Source organism: Pseudoduganella lurida, assembly GCF_007830455.1.
Classification (GTDB): Bacteria; Pseudomonadota; Gammaproteobacteria; order Burkholderiales; family Burkholderiaceae_D; genus Rugamonas; species Rugamonas lurida.
Map to the genome: position 1 here is coordinate 258,009 of NZ_VLLB01000004.1, position 19,382 is coordinate 277,390.

22 protein-coding genes are annotated in these 19,382 nt (G+C 68.0%); 14 read left to right on the plus strand and 8 right to left on the minus strand.

Going from position 1 to position 19,382, the window contains the following annotated elements; genetic code table 11:
* The first annotated feature begins 36 nt into the window (after positions 1–36).
* The 3 genes from fumC to IP91_RS13570 all read left to right on the plus strand — a co-directional run bounded on the left by fumC (position 37) and on the right by IP91_RS13570 (position 2,144).
* Positions 37–1,434, plus strand: coding sequence for a class II fumarate hydratase (gene fumC, locus IP91_RS13560; protein ID WP_145649580.1), 1,398 nt, complete (start codon positions 37–39; stop codon positions 1,432–1,434).
* Positions 1,435–1,528: 94 nt separating this feature from the next.
* Positions 1,529–1,765 carry an RNA-binding S4 domain-containing protein gene (locus tag IP91_RS13565; protein WP_145649582.1) on the plus strand — a complete coding sequence of 79 codons (237 nt, stop codon included), beginning with the start codon at positions 1,529–1,531 and terminating at the stop codon, positions 1,763–1,765.
* Positions 1,766–1,832: 67 nt separating this feature from the next.
* Positions 1,833–2,144: a hypothetical protein gene (locus IP91_RS13570; RefSeq protein WP_145649584.1), complete on the plus strand. Its 312-nt coding sequence runs from the start codon at positions 1,833–1,835 to the stop codon at positions 2,142–2,144.
* 13 nt (positions 2,145–2,157) lie between these two features.
* On the opposite strand, the gene bufB is transcribed toward IP91_RS13570, so the two are convergent.
* The 8 genes from bufB to IP91_RS13610 form a co-directional block, all read right to left on the minus strand.
* Complete coding sequence (gene bufB, locus IP91_RS13575) at positions 2,158–3,771, minus strand: MNIO family bufferin maturase (RefSeq protein WP_145649586.1); 1,614 nt, start codon at positions 3,769–3,771, stop codon at positions 2,158–2,160.
* On the minus strand, positions 3,772–4,056 hold the full coding sequence (bufA1, locus tag IP91_RS13580; protein ID WP_145649587.1) for a BufA1 family periplasmic bufferin-type metallophore: 285 nt from the start codon (positions 4,054–4,056) through the stop codon (positions 3,772–3,774).
* A 121-nt stretch (positions 4,057–4,177) separates the two neighbouring features.
* Positions 4,178–4,375: a YjfB family protein gene (locus IP91_RS13585; protein ID WP_145649589.1), complete on the minus strand. Its 198-nt coding sequence runs from the start codon at positions 4,373–4,375 to the stop codon at positions 4,178–4,180.
* Positions 4,376–4,413: 38 nt separating this feature from the next.
* On the minus strand, positions 4,414–4,971 hold the full coding sequence (gene mobB, locus IP91_RS13590; protein WP_371860620.1) for a molybdopterin-guanine dinucleotide biosynthesis protein B: 558 nt from the start codon (positions 4,969–4,971) through the stop codon (positions 4,414–4,416).
* A gap of 69 nt (positions 4,972–5,040) precedes the next feature.
* Positions 5,041–5,220 (minus strand): hypothetical protein, encoded by a 180-nt coding sequence (locus IP91_RS13595; protein WP_145649593.1) that lies wholly within the window; start codon positions 5,218–5,220, stop codon positions 5,041–5,043.
* A gap of 104 nt (positions 5,221–5,324) precedes the next feature.
* Positions 5,325–6,020, minus strand: a complete 696-nt coding sequence (locus tag IP91_RS13600; protein ID WP_145649595.1) for a general secretion pathway protein GspB — start codon at positions 6,018–6,020, stop codon at positions 5,325–5,327.
* Between the two features lies 1 nt (position 6,021).
* Entirely contained in the window at positions 6,022–7,608 is a 1,587-nt protein-coding gene (locus tag IP91_RS13605) for an AAA family ATPase (protein ID WP_145649597.1), read from the minus strand.
* Between the two features lie 48 nt (positions 7,609–7,656).
* A complete protein-coding gene (locus IP91_RS13610; RefSeq protein WP_145649598.1) occupies positions 7,657–8,148 on the minus strand; it encodes a hypothetical protein in 492 nt (163 codons plus the stop codon).
* A gap of 86 nt (positions 8,149–8,234) precedes the next feature.
* On the opposite strand from IP91_RS13610, the gene IP91_RS26220 reads away from it, so the two are divergent.
* The 11 genes from IP91_RS26220 (at position 8,235) to IP91_RS13665 (ending at position 19,367) form a co-directional block, all read left to right on the plus strand.
* Positions 8,235–8,558 carry a hypothetical protein gene (locus tag IP91_RS26220; RefSeq protein WP_199754608.1) on the plus strand — a complete coding sequence of 108 codons (324 nt, stop codon included), beginning with the start codon at positions 8,235–8,237 and terminating at the stop codon, positions 8,556–8,558.
* A 63-nt stretch (positions 8,559–8,621) separates the two neighbouring features.
* The gene (locus IP91_RS13620; RefSeq protein ID WP_145649600.1) at positions 8,622–9,512 is read left to right on the plus strand and encodes a glucosamine kinase nucleotide-binding domain-containing protein; all 891 of its coding nucleotides are present in this window, start codon (positions 8,622–8,624) and stop codon (positions 9,510–9,512) included.
* Positions 9,513–9,515: 3 nt separating this feature from the next.
* A complete protein-coding gene (locus tag IP91_RS13625; RefSeq protein ID WP_145649602.1) occupies positions 9,516–10,250 on the plus strand; it encodes a GntR family transcriptional regulator in 735 nt (244 codons plus the stop codon).
* Between the two features lie 51 nt (positions 10,251–10,301).
* Complete coding sequence (nagA, locus tag IP91_RS13630; RefSeq protein ID WP_145649604.1) at positions 10,302–11,435, plus strand: N-acetylglucosamine-6-phosphate deacetylase; 1,134 nt, start codon at positions 10,302–10,304, stop codon at positions 11,433–11,435.
* The gene (locus tag IP91_RS13635; RefSeq protein ID WP_145649605.1) at positions 11,425–12,438 is read left to right on the plus strand and encodes an SIS domain-containing protein; all 1,014 of its coding nucleotides are present in this window, start codon (positions 11,425–11,427) and stop codon (positions 12,436–12,438) included. Before nagA ends, IP91_RS13635 begins: the two co-directional genes overlap by 11 nt.
* A 13-nt stretch (positions 12,439–12,451) precedes the next feature.
* On the plus strand, positions 12,452–13,843 hold the full coding sequence (locus IP91_RS13640; protein WP_145649606.1) for an ABC transporter substrate-binding protein: 1,392 nt from the start codon (positions 12,452–12,454) through the stop codon (positions 13,841–13,843).
* Positions 13,844–13,854: 11 nt separating this feature from the next.
* Entirely contained in the window at positions 13,855–14,697 is an 843-nt protein-coding gene (locus tag IP91_RS13645) for a carbohydrate ABC transporter permease (RefSeq protein WP_229474379.1), read from the plus strand.
* Positions 14,694–15,512, plus strand: coding sequence for a carbohydrate ABC transporter permease (locus IP91_RS13650; protein ID WP_229474381.1), 819 nt, complete (start codon positions 14,694–14,696; stop codon positions 15,510–15,512). Before IP91_RS13645 ends, IP91_RS13650 begins: the two co-directional genes overlap by 4 nt.
* Complete coding sequence (locus IP91_RS13655; RefSeq protein ID WP_145649608.1) at positions 15,509–16,996, plus strand: glycoside hydrolase family 3 protein; 1,488 nt, start codon at positions 15,509–15,511, stop codon at positions 16,994–16,996. The genes IP91_RS13650 and IP91_RS13655 overlap by 4 nt, the downstream gene beginning before the upstream one ends.
* A 44-nt stretch (positions 16,997–17,040) precedes the next feature.
* Positions 17,041–18,354, plus strand: coding sequence for an MFS transporter (locus IP91_RS13660; protein ID WP_145649609.1), 1,314 nt, complete (start codon positions 17,041–17,043; stop codon positions 18,352–18,354).
* Entirely contained in the window at positions 18,354–19,367 is a 1,014-nt protein-coding gene (locus IP91_RS13665) for an ABC transporter ATP-binding protein (RefSeq protein WP_145649610.1), read from the plus strand. Before IP91_RS13660 ends, IP91_RS13665 begins: the two co-directional genes overlap by 1 nt.
* Positions 19,368–19,382: the final 15 nt, after the last annotated feature.

Here is a 19,382-nt window from a genome sequence, read left to right on the forward strand (position 1 = left end):
GGTTAAACTTAAGACATCACCCAGACAGAGGAAGCCATGGACAGCAGAAGCGAGCGCGACAGTTTTGGCCCCATCGACGTACCGGCCGACAAGCTTTGGGGAGCGCAGACGCAGCGTTCCCTGCATCATTTCCACATCTCCACCGAAAAAATGGCGCCGGAGCTGATCGCCGCGCTGGCCAACGTGAAGCGCGCCGCCGCACGCGTCAACGTCGACCTCGGCGTGCTCGATGCCACCAAGGCGGACGCGATCACCCGCGCCGCCGACGAAGTGCTGGCCGGCCAGCATCCGGACGAATTCCCCCTGTCCGTCTGGCAGACGGGCTCCGGCACCCAGTCGAACATGAACATGAACGAGGTGCTGGCCAACCGCGCCTCCGAGCTGCTGGGCGGCGTGCGCGGCGAGGAGCGCAAGCTGCACCCGAACGACGATGTCAACAAGGGCCAGTCCTCCAACGACATCTTCCCCACCGCGATGCACGTGGCGGCCGGCGTGGCGCTGGCGACCAACGTGATCCCGGCGCTGCGCCAGCTGCGCGCCACGCTGGCCGGCAAGTCGCAGGCGTTCAACGACATCGTCAAGATCGGCCGCACCCACCTGCAGGATGCCACGCCGCTGACGCTGGGCCAGGAATTCTCCGGCTACGTGGCGCAGCTCGATTACGCCGAGCGCGCCATCGAACACGCACTGCCCGCCGTGCTGCAGCTGGCCGCGGGCGGCACGGCCGTCGGCACCGGCCTGAACTCGCATCCCGAATACGCCACGCGCATCGCGGACGAGCTGGCCTCCCGCCTGCAGCTCCCCTTCAAGACGGCGGACAACAAGTTCGCCGCGCTGGCCGGCCACGAAGCGCTGGTCGCCGCGCACGGGGCGCTGAAAACGCTGGCTGCCGGCCTGTTCAAGATCGCCAACGACGTGCGCTGGATGGCGTCCGGCCCCCGCTCCGGCCTGGGCGAAATCACCATCCCGGAAAATGAGCCGGGCAGCTCGATCATGCCGGGCAAGGTCAACCCGACCCAATGCGAGGCGTTGACGATGCTGTGCGCCCAGGTGTTCGGCAACGACGTGGCGATCACCATGGGTGGCGCCTCGGGCAACTTTGAACTGAACGTCTACAAGCCGCTCATCGCCCACAACTTCCTGCAGAGCGCGCGCCTGCTGGCGGACGGCATGCGCAGCTTCGACGAACACTGCGCCCGCGGCATCGAGCCGAACCGCCAGCGCATCGGCGAACTGATGGAGCGCTCGCTGATGCTGGTGACCGCGCTGGCACCCCATATCGGGTATGATCGCGCCGCGCAAATTGCCAAGCAGGCACAGCACGAGGGCACCACGCTGCAGGAAGCGGCCCTGGCCCTGGGTTACGTGACGGCCGAGCAGTTCGACCAGTGGATCGTGCCGATCGACATGACCCGGCCCGGCGCGAAAGGCTGAGCCAGCCCGTTCGCGGGCGTGCCGGCGGACCGTGTTCGCAAAGTATTAGTAACTCGGCAATACCGTGCGCGCCCGCAAAACGAACGAGGATAAAATGGAAAAAGTAGAGTTTGAACTGACGTCGGAATTCGTCGAGCTGAACCAGTTGTTGAAGCTTGCCGGCCTGTGCGACAGCGGCGGCGCGGGCAAGCAGATCGTGGCCAGCGGCGACGTGCGGGTCGACGGCAAGCAGGAACTGCGCAAGACGGCGAAGATCCGCGCCGGCCAGCAGGTCACGGTGGGCGATGTGCGCATCCTGGTCCGGGGCGGGAGCGGTACCGACGGCGCTTAATCTGTCGCAAATCCCGGCCACAAGCCAAAGTTATAGTGGCCGGATCACTTTTATCCGGAGCGCGTGTATGGAACATCAAGAGCCAACCCAGCAGGGAGGCCAGCTGAGCTCGAACGCGCCGAGCCAGCAACGCCTGATCGGCGACCTGCGCCAGGTCATCGACAACGCCGAAGACCTGCTGAAAAGTACCGACGGGTGCCTGGCCGGCGCCCACCAGTCCGCCCGCGCGAAGCTGGCCGAAGCCCTCGATCTCGCCAACCGCGAGCTGGAACGCTTCGAGGAAGCCCAGGTCTCGCGCATGATCGCCGCCACCCGCGAAGCGAACGCGCGCCACTGCGACAGCACCGGCGAAGCCAGGGTGCTGCGCGCTTTCCACTGATCCCAGCTGCCGGCTAGTTGATCTCACGCGGTGCCGCGAAGGCGCCGCCTGTCAGACAAGTCGCCAGCCACGCCGCCGGATCGAATGCGGCATCGACGGCCAGCGCGGCATCGAGTGCCGCGTCCACCGTCGCTCCCTCCTTCAGCTGCGTGAGCGCCTCGCAGGCGGCGGCGTCCAGCGCCAGCACGTCCACGCGCCAGCCCTGGCGGTGCACCAGTCCGAAGGTCGCCTGGCCGATCTGCGCGGGGAACGGCACCTCGCGGTCCGGCTGGTGCGCCTGCCACAGCGGCACCACGGCGAACGGCGCGGCAAACAGGGTCGCCGCATCATGCAGGCGCAATGTCATCTGCGCGAACGCTTCGGGTGTGACGGCTGCCAGTGCAGCCCCTTCGAGCGCAGGTGCATCCGATGCGTATGCGGTGCGGTGCACCAGCCATTCGAGGCGCGCCATGTCGGACAGGTACGGCAGGTCGGCCACGTGGGGAAAGTCGCGCAGGAAGGCGGCGAAACTGCTGCCGAACGCGTTCAGGTCGGCGTCTTCCGTCGGATGCCGGATGCCATATTCGTGACACAGGGCGTTGAAGAAGTCATCGCCCACCAGTTGCGCGATCACGGGATAGGCGCTGCGCAGGGCGCGGGTCCAGCTGCCCGCCAGGTTATTGCGGTAGATGGCCAGCCGCGATGACGGTGTCGCTCCCGGCAGGTGGCCAGGATCGCTTCCGAGCAGCGCGGCGGCAAAGCCCCGCTGGGCGTCGGCCAGATCGTCCTGGCTGGCGGGCGCGGTGACAATCCCTGGTATGGCTTCCGCGACCTGCACGCCCGACGCCTTGGCCAGCACCTGCGCGGCCCGCGCCGCTTCCGCCAGCAGCACGTCCAGTGGCGGCACGTCGGTATCCCACTCGATCAGCGTGGGCACGGCGCCGAAGCGCGCAATGGCCGCTTCGTACAACGTCCACACCGGCTCCGCGATCGCCGCGCCATGGTGATCGATCACGCCATCCGCTGTCACGAGATGGCCGCCCAGGTGGATTTCGCCGACCAGCCCCCGCGGGATCGCCCCCAGCGCCGCCAGCGCGTCCTCGCCGTGGTTGCACTGGTTGACATACAGGTTGTTCACATCGAGCAGGATGCCGCAGCCGGTCCGCCGCGCCAGCTCGGCCAGGAATGCCGTCTCGCCCAGCGTGTCGCCGGCGAAGCGCACGTAGCTGCTCACGTTCTCCACCAGCAGCCGGCGGCCCAGCGCTTCCTGCACGCGCTGCACCCGTGCGGCGACCAGCGCCAGCGCGGCCTCGTCCAGCACCAGCGGCAGCAGGTCGTGCAGGTGGCGGCCGGGGATGGCGCCCCAGCTCAGGTGTTCGGAGACGAGGAAGGGATCGATGCGGTCGGCCAGGCTGCGTACCCGCTCCAGGTGGGCGGCCGAAAAACCGTGCACGGAGCCGAGGCCCAGTCCCACGCCGTGCAGGCTGACGGGATAGTCGCGCCGCAGCGCGCGCAGCACGTGGGCATCGCGGCCGCCCTCCTCCAGGTAGTTTTCGCTGTGGACTTCGAGCCAGCCGACGGTGGGCCGGTGCGCGAGAAAATCGCGATAGTGCGCCGGGCGCAGCCCGATGCCGACGCCGGCGCTCACTTACTTGGCAGGTGGCGCGTCGGGTGTCGCGGGGGCCGGTGCCGTCTTGCCGCCCACTTTCTCGCAGGTGCCCTTGGCGACCCACTTCCATTCGGTGGGCAGGTTGTCCGCCTTCGCCATCGAGGCGCAGCCGTGCGCGCCGTCCGACGAAGCGCAGTCGTTCTGGCCAGCCTTCGCGGCGCCGTAGCATTTTTCCTTGTCGGCGCCACCGCCCATGTCGGCGTGTGCGGTGCCTGCGGCGCAGGCGGTGGCCAGCGCGGCGGCCAGCATTGCGTGTTTGTTCATCGTGTTCTCCCGGCGGCCCGATTGCCGCGCAACAGGGCGATTCTAGCGAAGTTTGGCTGGGTTCCGGGCAAAAAAAACCCGCGGCACGCGGGCTGCGGGTTTCGATCGCGGTGCAACAGTGTCAGGCAGTCGTGTTGACGTGGTTGCCCAGGTGCGCCGGCAGGTTCGCCGCCGGAATGTCCGGCAGGGCCTGGATCAGCGCGGCGGCGGATGTGGCCTGCGCATCCATCGCCTTTTTCAGCACGGCCATGCTCACTTCCTGGCGCGTGCCGGTTTCGGCGATCGTCGTCGACAACCGCGCGATGCTCATTGCATCCATGCTTTCCTCCGTCGCCTCACAATGAGGCATTTCACCATTTACGGCAGCGCGTGGCCGGAACTTGAGGCCGGCGGCGGGATTTTTTTGACCAGCCAGTCCAGCACGGCCGCGTGGTCGTCCAGGTCCAGCCACGCCACCGTGTCGCGCAGGTCCTCGGGCCGTGCCAGCGTGGACGCCACGGCGACGATGTGCGGGTCGGTCGGGTACAGCGGCCCCTTGTCGCCCACGCCCCGGTGGATTTCCAGCTTGTCGATCGGCCAGGCCTTGAAGCCTTCCACGAGCGTCAGGTCCGCAGGCGCCAGGCGGGCGATCTGTTCGTCCAGCCCCGGCTCGGTGGCGCCGCGCAGTTCATGGACGATGGCAAAACGGAACGGCGAAGCCACCATCACTTCGGCGGCACCGGCATGGCGCAAACGTGCGCTGTCCTTGCCGGGCGGCTCCAGCTCCAGGTCGTGGTGGCTGTGCTTGATCACATTGACCTTCCAGCCGCGGCCCGCCAGCGTGGCGACCAGGTATTCCAGCAGCGTGGTCTTGCCGCTGCCGGAGCGTCCGACCACGCCCAGCACGCGTGCCGGGTCGAATGGGGGACGGTTCAATGGCGATGTGGGATGGCTCGGTTGGTGCATGCCGCATTATAAGCGGCGCCACCGAACCGGCTGGCGCGCTTACTTTTCGGGGCGGAACGGTCCGTCGCCACCGCCGCCGACGAGGCACAGCAGCACGATGCCGGCCAGCAGGACGATCAGCGCGCCCGGTTCGGTGGCGGCGGTGTCAGGCAGGTAAGCGGCGCGCACGGGAGCGGCGACGGCGACCAGCGGCAGCGCGTGGAAGAGGGAGAGTTTCATGGCGGTTCCGGGCAGTTGTCGATAAACCAAGCATGACAACACTTCGTGACCGCACGATGACCCGCGCTCCGGTGCAGGCAGGTAAAAGCGTCAAAGTAGAAGCGTCAATAAGGAACGCGGTACCGATAACCGCGGAACGTGAACACGGCGCCCTTCGGCTCCAGCGCCACCAGCACCACGCCCGGCGCCACTTCCTCGCCTTCGTGGCGCAGCACCTTGTCGATCAGGATCAGCCGGTCGGACGGGTTCGGCGAATACATGTAGCCGCTCATGGCGATCGGCGGGATCGCCCGACGGATCGGTTCCGGCAGGTCGCGCAGGGCCTGCACCGGCTCTTCCGCGGCCGGCGTTTTCGGCGCGGCTGCCGCTGCCTGGGTCGTGATCGGCGTCGGCTGGGACACTGCCTGCGCAGGCGCGGCGGCCGGTGCCTGCGCCTGCACGGGCGCTGCGACGCTGGCGGCGGCGGGCGCCGGCGGCACCTGGAACGGCGTGGTGTCGGCCGCGCGGGGCACGGGTCGCGGCGCGGCCGGCGCCACCTGTGTCACGACCGGCTGCGGCTGCACAGCCGGCGAGACGGGCGTCGCAGGCACCTGCGCCTGCCGCCACACCACCACGCCCAGGCCGGCGATGACGGCGCCCATCGCCACCAGCGCCGCCAGTGCAACCGCCAGCGGCTTGCGCACGCCGTGCCGGCCGCCCTGCCCTGCCGGCCCGTCGAACGCGGGCGCGTGGATGGTCGGCGTTTCACCCAGCTGCCGTTCGGCCTGGGCTTTCTTCAGTGCTTCGAGGATGTAGGACATATCAGTTTTTCCCGCCGGCTTGCGGCGCCACGGCCAGGCGCGGTTCCGGCACGCCACCTGCCTGCGCCAGCCGCATGAAGGTCTTCGGTCCGGCCACCCCGTCGGCCTTCAGGTGCTGGGCAGCCTGGAATTCGCGCAGCCAGTCCAGCGTGGTGCCGGCCAGCGGCTCGTTGTCCGCCGGGCGCCGTTCGCCGCGCAGCTGCGCGAGCCGGAATGCGAGCCAGTCCACTTCCGGTCCGCGGTCGCCGGCCGTCACCTGCTCGCGCCAGGCCCGCGGCGCGCGCCAGAACGTCATGTAGCTGCCGTCGTAGCGGTTGTCCAGCGCGGCGAGGGTGACCTGCTGCCGTTTGCCGCCGACATCGAGCGTGGCGCCACGGTCATCCAGCGCCGTCAGCAAACCATAGGTCGGAACGGCCGGATCGTCGCGCAGCCTGACGGCGGCCGGGCGGTCCAGCGCACGCAGGTCCGCCAGCGGGCCGCGCGCCACCAGGCAGCGCAGGTTCTGGCGCTGGGCCGCGGCACAGGCATCGCCCTCCTCCAGCGTGACGTCCCACAGCGCGGCGAGGCGGCGCAAGGTGGTCGCGCTGTCCGTCGCCAGTGGCGCCGCCGGTTTCACGGCGGGCGTCGTCGCGGCGGGCGGCGCCGAGCGAACAGCCTGCGCGGGCACGACGGGCGCAGCCGGCCTGAACTGCCATGCCGCCGCCGCGGTCAGCACGGCACCGGCCAGCACGCCGCCGGCGACCAGCGGCCAGCGCGCACGCGGCGCAGCGCCCGGCTCGGCGTCAAACACTTCGGCCGCGGCGCGCCGCACGATCTTCTTCGTCACTTGCGCGCTGTTCTCCACGTAGGCACCCAGCAGTGCACGGTCGCACAGCAGGTTGATCCGCCGCGGCACGCCATGCGCCAGCGCGTGGATCATCGGCACCACGCCTGCGGGGAATGGCGAAGCCCCCGCCAGGCCCGCCACGGCGAGACGGTGCGCGATGTACTGGCCCGTTTCCGCCGCCGTCAGGGACCCCAGGTGGTAGCGGGCGATCACGCGCTGCGCCAGTTGTTCCAGTTCCGGCTGCGCCAGCATCGTGCGCAGCTCCGGCTGGCCGATCAGGATGATCTGCAGCAGCTTGCGCTCGCTCGTCTCCAGGTTCGTCAGCAGGCGCAGTTGTTCCAGCACGGGCGCCGACAGGTTCTGCGCCTCGTCGATCACCAGCACGTTGTTGCGGCCCTGGGCGTGGCTCTCCAGCAGGTAGCGGTTGATCGCATCCACGTAGCCCTTCACGCTGACGACCCGCTCCGGCAGCGGCACGCGGAACTCGTCGCATACCGACTGCAGGAGCTCCTCGACGGACAGCTTGGGGTTGAAGATATAGGCTAGGCGGCAGTCGCTGGGCACCTGCTCGATGAAGCAGCGGCACACGGTGGTCTTGCCGGCACCGATTTCGCCCGTGAGCAGCACGAAGCCGCCACCGCTGCCCACGCCATACAGCAGGTGCGCCAGCGCCTCGCGATGGCGCTCGCTCATGAACAGGTAGCGCGGATCGGGCGCGATGGAGAACGGGCTCTGGCCCAGGCTGAAGAATTTCGTGTACATGGACACCTGAAGTGGAACGGCTGCGGTCACGTCGCGCTCACGTCGCCATCAACGCAGGGCGGGCGGCAGCGGCTTGAACTTGGCGCAGAAGATCTTGCTGCGCCGGTCGAAGTAGACGATGCGGCCGCCGGCCCGCGTTTCGCGCACGGGGAAGGCGGAACGGTCGATTTTCGCATACCGCACGCCGTCCTGCTTCGCGATCGCCGCCTCCAGCTTGTCCGGCGTGGTGTCCGACACGGCGCCCACGAAGCGATAGGCATAGGTCTCGTCGCTGACGATGACCTCCTTCACGTCGTAGCCCCACAGCTTGGCCTGCGGCGTTCGGAACCAGTAGGCACCGCCGTCGCGCTTGTAGGGCTGGCCGAAGAAACGCACCATGTAGTCGAAGTAGTAGCGGTTGGAAGTCTGGTCGCGGCACAGCAGGCCGTTGCCCATCACGATGCCGAAATGGCTCGGCACGGCCGCCGATGACATGCCAGCGACGAGGAGCAGGGCCGCGGCGATGCCGGCGGCACCTGTCCTTACAGGTCCTGCAGCCATTTGCGGTTGGCGGCGATCCTGGCCTTGGCCGCCTCCGGCAAGGCCTCGTAGCAGCCCGGATACTGCTTCAGGGCGCTCTCGCGCACATGTTTTTCCTGCCCGTTGATAAGGAAAACATAGAGCACGCCGCCCTGGTCGGTTTTTTTGGTGCCAAGGTATCTGATCATGTCACGCTCCTTCAGGGCGCAATTATGACATTTCCGGACCGGGCCCGGCGCCTTTTCCATGGGACCGGAAGCCTGGTGCGCCGGGCTCGTGCGGGATGCTTTGGTATTAGCCTGACCAGCCTGTTTCGATACCAACCGCAATACCATTCCGACTGGCCGCCAATTCCATACAAAACAATGGCTTATCACGACAATTCAGGCACGGAAGAAGACTTTTCAACAACGATAGACAATACCAGTTAAATACCTGTTGACAAGCTGGTTTGGCCGCCCTTATAGTGGCCCACGACTTTTCATTCCCTCACCATGATCGAATTTCTCATCGGCGTCGACGGCGGCGGCAGCGGTACCAGGGTGCGCGTGGCGGAGGCCGGCGGTGCGCTCGTTGCGGAGGGCAGCGCCGGTCCTTCCGCGCTGCTGCACGGGATCGGCAACGCCTGGAACGCGGTCGAACAGGCCGTGGCCGGGGCGTTCGCCAGGGCCGGCACCGCGCTGCCGGAACGTGCCCGGCTCGCCATCGGCCTGGGACTGGCCGGCGTCCACAACCGCCAATGGGCCGCGCAGTTCATCGCCGCCAATCCCGGTTATGCGGCCGTGGCACTGGAGACGGATGCCTACACCACCGTGCTCGGCGCCCACGACGGCGCGCCGGGCGCCATCATCGCACTGGGCACCGGCAGCGTCGGCGAGATCCTGTGCGCCGATGGCAGCCGCCGCGAAGTGGGCGGCTGGGGCTTCCCCTCCGGCGACGAAGCGGGCGGTGCCTGGATCGGCCTGCGCGCCATCAACCACGTGCAGCATGTGATCGATGGCCGCGCCCGCGGCGGCGCGTTTGCCGATGCGCTGATCGCCGCCTGCGGCGGTGACCGTGACGGCATCCAGGCCTGGCTGGCCAACGCCTCGCAGACCCGGTACGCCCAACTGGCGCGCATCGTGCTCGCGCACGCCGGCAGCAACGACACGGCGCGCGACATGCTGCTGGAAGCGGGCCGCCAGGTAGCCCTGATCGCCGCGGCGCTCGATAACACCGGCACTCTGCCGATCGCGCTGTGCGGCGGCCTCGGTGAACCGATGCGCCCTTTCCTGCCGCTCGAACTCCTGGAGCGCATCGTCTCGCCCCAGGGCGATTCGGCCGCCGGTGCGCTGCGGCTGGTACGGCAGCATCTGGCCGACACGGCCGCCGCAGCGCAGGAGTAGCCGATGCTGGCCCAGTTGCGCGACTTCCATCCCGATGCGGCCAGCGACACGCCGCTCTACATGCAGCTGGCCAACCGCCTGTCCGACGGCATCGCCGGCGGTGACTGGCGCGCCAACGAGGCGCTGCCTTCCGAGCGCGTGCTGTCCGACATGCTGGGCATCTCGCGCGTGACGGCGCGCAAGGCGATCGACCTGCTGTGCGACCGCGGCATGCTCACGCGCCGGCGCGGCTCCGGCACCTACATCACGCCGAAGCTGGAACAACCGCTGTCGCGCCTGACGAGCTTTTCGGAAGAACTGCGCCAGCGCGGCTTCACGGCCGGTTCACGGTGGCTGCAGCGGGAGATCGGCATCGCCGCGCCGCTGGAACTGCTGTCGCTGGGCCTGTCGCCGAACGTGCCGGTGGCGCGCCTGAAGCGCCTGCGCACCGCGGACGACGTGGTGATGGCCATCGAAACCTCCACCATCCCCGCGACCTACATCCCGGATCCGCGGCGCGTGACGGATTCGCTGTACGGCTACCTGGAAGCGCATGGCACGGTGCCGATGCGCGCGCTGCAGCACATCCGCGCCATCAACGCCAGCGCGGAGCAGGCCAGGCTGGCCGATATCGCGCCCGGCACGGCCATGCTGCACATCACGCGCGTGAGCTACCTGGACAACGGCGCCGCGGTGGAACTGACCCACTCCTGGTGCCGCAGCGACTACTACGAATTCGTGGCGGAGTCGCGCCGATGAACGATGCTGCATGCACAACCCGGCATGCCAATCCGGCATACCCAATCTGAAATGAATACCGACGTGAATACCGACGTGAACACCATCCACGGCAATATCCTCACTCCCGGCGGCTGGATCGCCGGCACCCTGTCCTTCACCGACCGCGTGGCCGGCATCGATGGCAGTGCCACCGATCCGCAGCAGAACGGCGGCGACTACATCCTGCCCGGCTTCATCGACCTGCACGTGCATGGCGGCGCGGGCAAGGACGTGATGGAAGGCGGCGACGCCATCCGCACCATCGCCGCGATCCACGCGCGCCACGGCACGACCAGCCTGCTGGCCACGACGATGACGGCGCCGCCGGAAGACATCGACGTGGCACTGGCCGCGATCGGCGCCGTGGTGCGCGAGCGCCGCAAGGGCGAAGCGCGCGTGCTCGGCGCCCACCTGGAAGGCCCCTACATCAACTCCGGCAAGCTGGGCGCGCAGCCGAACTATGCGCGGGCCGCCACGCTGGCCGAGGTCAAGCGCCTGGAAACGCTGGCACCGCTGCGCGTGATCACGGTGGCGCCGGAGATCGCCGGCCACCTGGGCCTGGTGCGCGAGCTGGCCGACGAAGGCGTGCGCGTGCAGATCGGCCACACGCTGGGCTCCTACGAAGACGGCGTGGCCGCGCTGGAGCATGGCGCGGCTGGCTTCACGCACCTGTTCAATGCGATGAGCCCCCTGCACCACCGCGAGCCCGGCATGGTCGGCGCCGCGCTGGCCCATGCCGAATACGCCGAGCTGATTCCCGACCTGCTGCACGTGCACCCGGGCGCCATCAGGACCGCGCTGCGCGCCATCCCGCGCCTGTACTGCGTGACCGATTCCACCTCCGCCACCGGCATGCCGGACGGCGAATACATGCTGGGCCGGCACACCGTCCACAAATGCATGGGCGGCGTGCGCCTGCCGGACGGCACGCTGGCCGGCAGCACGCTCACACTGGACCAGGCGCTGCGCAACCTGGTGGGCATGGGCCTGTCCGTGGCCGATGCATCGGCCCGCGTGTCGACCAATGCCGCCGATTACCTGGGCCTGCCGGAGCGCGGCCGCATCGCGCCACAAGCCTGGGCCGACTTCGTGGTGCTGGACCGCGACCTGAAACTGAAAGCCGTTTATATCGAAGGAGAATGTGTTGACCTCAATGATGCTTAAGGAAGCCCTGTCCGCGTCGGAGTGCGTGGCGCAGCAGCTCGCGCACGACGCCGACCGCTACACGGAACTGGGCCGCAAGCTCGCCGGCACGCCGTTTTCCACCGCGCTGACGATCGCGCGCGGCAGCTCGGACCATGCGTCGAACTACATCGCCTACCTGATCATGGCGCGGCTGGGCCGCGTGGTCGCTTCGCTGCCGATGTCGCTCGTCACGCTGAACAAATCGCCCTTGATCACGCGCGACACGCTGGCCATCTCCGTCTCGCAGTCGGGCCAGAGCCCGGACGTGGTGGAGCCGATCCGCTACTTCCGCGATGGCGGCGCCACGACCGTCGCCCTCGTCAACGACATCGATTCGCCGCTGGCGCAGGCCGCCGAATGGGCGATGCCGCTGCGCGCCGGGAAGGAGCTCAGTGTTGCTGCAACCAAGAGCTTCATCACCTCGCTGGTGGCTGGCGCGCGCATGGTGGCGCACTGGCAGAACGACCCGGACCTGAAGGATGGCCTGGCCGCGCTGCCGGACTCGCTGCAAGCGGCCACGCACGCCGACTGGTCGCCGGCACTGGACGTGCTGGCCCCGGCCCGCAACATCATGGTGGTGGGTCGCGGCATCAGCTTCCCCGTCGCGCTGGAAGCGTCGCTGAAATTCAAGGAAACCTCCGCGCTGCAGGCCGAGGCGTTCTCCGGCGCGGAGATCAAGCACGGTCCGATGGCGCTGATCGAGGAAGGCTATCCGCTGCTGATCTTCGCCACGCGCGGCCCCACGCAGGCGGGCCTGCTGGCACTGGCGGACGAGATGCGCGGCCGCGGTGCGCGCGTGCTGCTGGCCGCGCCTTCCGACGTGGCGCAGCGCGACCTGACGTTGCCGGTCGCCGCCACGCCGGACCTGGACCCCATCGTCGCCATCCAGGCGTTCTATGTGATGGCGGCCAAGCTGTCGGCGGCGCGCGGGCTGGATCCGGACAAGCCACGGCACCTGTCCAAGGTCACAAAAACAAACTGAGCAAACTAACCAGATGAACCTCGTGCGCATGCTGACGGTGCTGGCGGCCGCCGCGATCGGCTTTTCGGCCGTCGCGGCACCGGCCCGGATCGAGTTCTGGACGTTCAGCATGAAGCCGAAGTTCACGCCCTATTTCGACGGGGTCGTGAAACGCTACGAGGCCGCCAATCCGGGCGTGAAGGTTGAATGGATCGATTTTCCCTGGGATATCATCCAGACCAAGCTCGTCACGCGCATCGTGGCCGGCACGCCGCCGGCACTGGTCAACCTGAACGTGCCGTGGGCCGACGAGTTCGCGCGCGACGGGCTGCTGCAGCCGGTCGACAGCCTGCTCGAACGTCCCCGCTACCTGCAGGGCGCGCTCGATGACCTGACGTTTGGCGGCAAGACCTACGGCTTCCCGCTGTACAGCAATGTCGCCGTCATCGCCTACAACACGCAGCTGTTCAAGGCGGCCGGCATTCCCCACCCGCCGCGCAGCCTGGACGAACAGCTCGCGTTCGCACGCCAGATCGCCCGGCGCACCGGCAAGGCCGGCCTGTGTCCCGCGCTCGCCAAGATCGACGGCCTGATGATGCAGCAGGGCCTGGACGTGATCCGCAACGGCCGCGCCGTGTTCAACTCCCCGGCCCACGTGGCGCTCATCCGCAAGCTGGCCGACACGTATAAGGCCGGCGGCCTGCTGAAGGACAGCCTGTTCGCCGAGGATAATTTTCCTGCCGCGATCGATGCCTATAAAGGCGGCCGGCTCGGCATGCTGCTGGCGCCGCCGACGGCCGTGCGGCGCATCGAGCTCGATGCGAAGGATGTGTATGCCGTGACCGACGTCGCGCCCGCGCCGCTGGGCCCGACCGGCATCGCCGATGGCGGCTGGCTGATCCACTTCGCCGTCCCCGCAGGCGTGCCGCGCGCGCTGCTGCCGGAAGTGGGCAAGTTTGCCCGCTTCCTGACCAACGACGCGAACCAGCTGGCGTTCGCCCGGCAGGCCAGCGTCTACCCCGCCGCGACACTGGCCTCGCGCGACCCGTTCTTCCTGAATGTGCCGCCGGGTGCCGCCGCCGCCGAAAAAGCCGTGGCCGCCGGCGCCGTCTCGATGCCCCACTCGCGCACGATGTACGTGGCCGGCATCACCGACTACGACGAGCTGCGCCGCTCGCTGGTGAAAGCCGTCGAAGCGGGCGTCACCGGCCGCCAGGACATCGCCCGCGCCCTCGACACCGCCGTCGCGATCTGGAACCGCAAGCTGGCCAAACAGTTTCCCCATACAGCTCAGCCCGTGTCAACGTCGGGGTCAGTCACGAAAAGTGACACGAGCTCGGCAAGTATTACTGACGAGCTCGTGTCAACTTTGGTGACTGACCCCGATGTTGACACGAACTCGGCTGTTGAGCTGGTGGGGCGCTGATGTCGCGGTCGGTGACAGCCTGGCTGTTCCTGGCGCCGGCGCTCGTGCTGCTGGCGGTGTTTTCGTTCTGGCCGGTGGGCTATGGCTCGTACCTGGCGTTCACGGATTACAGCCTGATCCGCGAAACGCACTGGGTGGGGCTGGACAATTTCCGCTACATCTTCGGGAACGAGATGTTCGTCTCGGGCCTGGGCAATTCGGTGCTGTTCCTGCTGATGGTGCCGATCGTGCAGGTCGGCGCGCTGGCGCTGGCGGTGCTGGTCAATAACCGGCTGCCCGGCATCCGGCTGTTCCGCGCCGCGTTCTACGTGCCGGTGGTGACGACCGTCTCCGTGGTCGGCATCATGTGGGGCTTCATGTTCCACGAACAGGGCGCGCTCAACTACGTGCTGATGGCGCTGCGGCTGGTCGATGCGCCGGTCGGCTGGCTGTCGGACGAGCGCATCGCGCTGTTCGCCATCATGTTCGTGACGATGTGGCGCGGCCTGGGCTGGTACATGGTGATGTACCTGGCCGCGCTGCAGGCCGTGCCGCAGGACATGCAGGAAGCGGCGCTGCTCGATGGCGCGAACCGCTGGCAGCGCTTCTGGAAGATCACCGTGCCGATGCTGCGCCCGACGATCATGGTCTGCTCGATCCTCTCCGTGCTGGCCGCGCTGAAGGCCTACCAGGAAGTGGACGTGCTGACCCAGGGCGGCCCGATGAATTCCACGTTCACCGCGCTGTACTACGCCTACGACCAGGGCCTGAAGCACCTGAAGCTGCCGCGCGCGCTGGCCGCCAGCTTCGTCGTCACGCTGCTGTGCATCGCCATCGCGCTGGTGTGCCTGCGCTACCTGAAGCCGCGCCGTTGAGTACCCATCCGATGAAGACCGCCAGCCACTACCTGCTGCTGACCGCCATCGCGCTGCTGTGCGTCTTCCCGTTCTGGTGGACAGTCGTCACGGCGCTGTCCACCGAGGGCAATGTGTTTGCCTTCCCGCCCACGTTCTGGCCGAAGGCGCCGTCGCTGCGGAACTTCGCCGAGGCGATGGAAGTCATCCCGCTGTGGGACTTCTTCAGGAATTCCGTCATCATCGCCGCCTGCACCGTGCTGTGGAAGCTGGCCCTGTGCTCGATGGCCGCCTACCCGCTGGCGCGCCTGCAGTTCCGCGGCCGCAGGCTGGTGTTCGGCCTGATCCTCGCCACGCTGGTGCTGCCGTCCGAGGTGAACTTCCTCGTCAACTTCATCACCGTGACGAAGCTGTCCCTCGTCGACACCTACACGGGCGTGATCCTGCCGAACATCGTCACGGCCGTGGCGATCCTGCTGCTGAAACAGGCCTTCGAGGAAGTGCCGCAGGACCTGATCGACGCGGCCCGCGTGGACGGCGCTTCCGAGTGGACCATCTTCACGCGCATCATGCTGCCGCTGATCGCGCCGTGGCTGGCCACCGTCGGCATCCTGACGGCCGTGGAAGCGTGGAACGAATACATCTGGCCCTCGATCGTCATGAGCAAACCCAGCGAATTCCCCCTGTCGGTCGGCGTGCTGTACCTGCGCGGCACGTTCGGCAGCAGCACCCGCGTGATCGCGGCGGGCACCGTCATCACCATCCTGCCCACGCTGGCAGCATTCCTCTTCACCCAACGTTACTTCATGCGCGGCATGGACGGAGCAGTCAAATGAATCATCAAGAACTACGAAAAATCGCGGGCCAGCTGATCATGATCCGCTTCCCCGGCACCGAGCTCGATGCCACCACCGCCGACTTCCTGCGCACCAACGGCATCCGCGCCGTCTGCCTGTTCCGCGGGAACATGACGGATGCGGCGCAGCTGTCGAAACTGACCGCTGATTTGAAAGCCGCCCTGGGCGACGAAGCCCTGATCGGCATCGACCAGGAAGGCGGCGCCGTGGTGCGCTCGACCTGGGTGCCCGCGCCACCGGCCGCAATGGGCCTGGGCGCCGCCGACGACACGGACCTGGCGCACCGCACCGGCGCCGCCGTGGCCCGTGCCGTGAAGGCGCTGGGCTTCAACTGGAACTTCGCGCCTGTGCTGGACCTGAACAACAACCCGCACAATCCCGTGATCGCCGAGCGCTCGTTCGGTGCCGAGCCGATCCGCGCCACGCAGCTGGCCATGGCCTGGATGGCCGGCAGCGAGACGGAAGGCGTGGCGTGCTGCGTCAAGCACTTCCCCGGCCATGGCGACACCAGCGTCGATTCGCACCGCGACCTGCCCACCGTCGACAAGCCCCGCAGCGAGCTGGAAGCCTTCGAATTCGCACCGTTCCGCATCGCCGCCCCGCTCGCACCGGCCGTGATGACGGCGCACATCGTCTATCCCGCCATCGATGCCGACAATCCCGCCACGATGTCGCCGGCAATCCTCGATGGCATCCTGCGCCGGGAGTGGAACTACGACGGCGTGATCATCACGGACGGCATGGACATGCACGCCATCGCCGGCCGCTACGGCGTGGGCAACGCGGCCGTGCGGGCACTGGCCGCTGGCGCCGACATGGTCATGGCCCTCGGCACCACCGCAACGCAGAACGAGACGCTCGACGCGATCGCCAACGCCATCGCCGACGGCACGCTGACGCAGGCCCACATCGATGCGCGGCTCAAGCGCCTGGCGCGCCTCGCCAGCAAGTATCCGTGCACGCCGCGCGAGTACACGGAAGATGCCGCCGACCGCGTCGTCATGGCCGAAGGCTGGCAGCGTTCGCTCACGGCGCGCGGCAATCCGCAACGTCCCGCTCCCGGCAGCAAGGTGCGGCTGGTGGCGCGCCAGGATGTGGTCAGCGACGGCGTCTCGGAAGCGGGCGTCTCCGCCGCCAGGGTCGCCGCGTCGCTGGGCCAGCTGTACGACGTGGAGCTCGTCACGTTCGCCGATGCCGACACGTTCGACTGGTCCGCCCTGCCTGACGATGGCCGCTACACGATCCTGGCCTCCACGTCCCGCCTGCGCTACGGCGACCATGCGCGCGCCACCTGGCGGCCGGACCTGCACGTGGCGCTGTGGAACCCGTACCAGGCGCTCGACATCGACGCGCCGGCCCTGATGACCTACGGCTTCGCGGCACCGGCACTCGATGCCGTCAACGCCTGGCTGCAGGGCGACATCGAAGCGGCCGGCCGCTGCCCGGTGCCGGGCTTTGCGTAAAGCCGCCGGACCCGATCGACAACAACAAACCCGAGACAACGACAATGACGACGGCGCAACTGAACAAAAGCCCCCTGTTCTGGGTTCCCACGCTGTACCTGGCGCAGGGCCTGCCGTTCTACGCGATCGCCGTGATCGCGGCGCAGATGTTCAAGAGCATGGGCGTGGCCAACGACGACATCGCCCACTGGACGGCGGCGATCGGCACCGCGTGGATCTTCAAGCCCTTGTGGAGTCCGTTCCTGGAACTGGCGCCCAGCAAGAAGCTCGTCGTCGTCACGTTCCAGGTCGTGGGCGGCATCTGCATGGGCCTCGTCGCCCTGACCCTGCAGCTGCCCGCCTGGTTCGCCGCCTGCGTGGCGATGCTGTGGCTGGTGGCGATCAGCGCCGCCACGCACGATATCGCCTGCGACGGCCTGTACATCGCCAGCCTCAGTAAAAAACAGCAGGCGCAGTATGCCGGCTGGACCGGCACCTTCTTCAACGCCGGCCGCTTCATCTCGATGGGCGGCCTGGTGATCCTGGCCGGCTACCTGGAAAAGACACAGGGCGTAACGGCGGCCTGGACCATCATCTTCGGCATCCTGGCCGCGTCGATGATCGCGCTCGGCCTGTACCACAGCTGGGCGCTGCCGCCGGCGAAGAACGCTGCGGGCGGCGACCGCACCGTGGCGGGCGTGGCGCGCACGTTGCAGGAGGTGATCGTGGACTACGTCAACAAGCCGGGCATCTGGGTGTCGATCCTGTTCATCATCCTGTTCCGCGCCGGCGAGGCGCAGGTGCAGACGATCGGCCCGCTGTTCCTGCGCGATGCCATCGACAAGGGCGGCCTGGGGCTGACGACGGCGCAGGTGGGCATCGTCTACGGCACCTCGGGCACGATCGCCTTCATCGTGGGCTCGATCGCCGGCGGCTATTTCACGTCGTGGCTGGGCCTGCGCCGCGCGATCCTGCCGCTGATCCTCGCCGTCAACCTGCCGAACCTGGTGTTCTGGTACCTGTCGACGTGGCACCCGCAGGACCTGGTGATCATCGGCACCGCGCTGTCGCTGGAAATGTTCGGCTACGGCTTCGGGTTTGTCGGCATCATCCTGTACATGATGCAGGTGGTCGCGCCAGGCAAATACACCACGGCGCACTACGCCTTCTCGACCGGCATCATGCAGCTGGGCTTCGTGCTGTTCAAGTGGATCAGCGGCGACATGCAGAAGGCGCTCGGTTATCAACACTTCTTCGTGTGGGTGCTGCTGGCCGCGATTCCCGTCGCTATCCTGTCGCAGTTCATCCCGATGGATTCGCGCATCACGGAAGACGCGGAAGCACCGGCCGCAGACACCGACAAGGCGGCCGTTATCTGATGGCCGCCGTCACGCTGAAGAACGTCGTCAAGCGCTACGGCGACCAGACCGTCATCCACGGCATCGACCTGGCCATCGCCGACGGCGAATTCACCGTCTTCGTCGGCCCTTCCGGCTGCGGCAAGTCGACGCTGCTGCGCATGATCGCCGGGCTGGAGGACATCAGCGCCGGCGAGCTGCAGTTCGACGGCCGCCGTGCCAACGAGCTGGCGCCGGCAGCGCGCGAACTGGCGATGGTGTTCCAGTCCTATGCGCTGTACCCGCACATGACGGTGTACGAGAACATGGCGTTCGCGCTGCAGCTGGCCAGGCAGGACAAGGCGAAGATCCGCACTGCCGTCGAGCGGGTGGCGGATGTACTGCAGATCACCCACCTGCTGGCGCGCCGTCCGAAGGATCTGTCCGGCGGCCAGCGCCAGCGCGTGGCGATCGGCCGCGCCATCGTGCGCGAACCGAAGCTGTTCCTGTTCGACGAGCCCCTGTCGAACCTGGACGCGAGCCTGCGCGTGCAGATGCGCGTGGAGCTCAGCCGCCTGCACCAGCAGCTGGGCACCACGATGATCTACGTGACGCACGACCAGGTGGAAGCCATGACGCTGGGCCAGCGCATCGTCGTGTTCAACCAGGGCCGCATCGAGCAGGCCGGCACGCCGCGCGAGCTGTACGACGCGCCCGCCAACCTGTTCGTCGCCGGCTTCCTCGGTTCGCCGAAGATGAACCTGATCCCCGCAGCGGATGCGGGCGTGACCGGCGCGGTCACCGTCGGCATCCGTCCGGAACACGTGCGCCTGGCCATGAGCGACGATGCGCAGCGCACCGCCGCCACCGTCACGCACGTGGAATACCTGGGCGACCAGACCATCGTGTACGCCAGCGTGGGTGCGACGCCCGTGGCCGTGAAACTGCCGCCGCAGGGTGCGCCGCTGGCACCGGGCGAGCGCATCGACCTGCATCTGCCCCGCGCGCAGTGCCACCTGTTCGATGCGGACGGCCGCCGCCAGCGGGAAGCATGACGCAGAGGGTGGCGG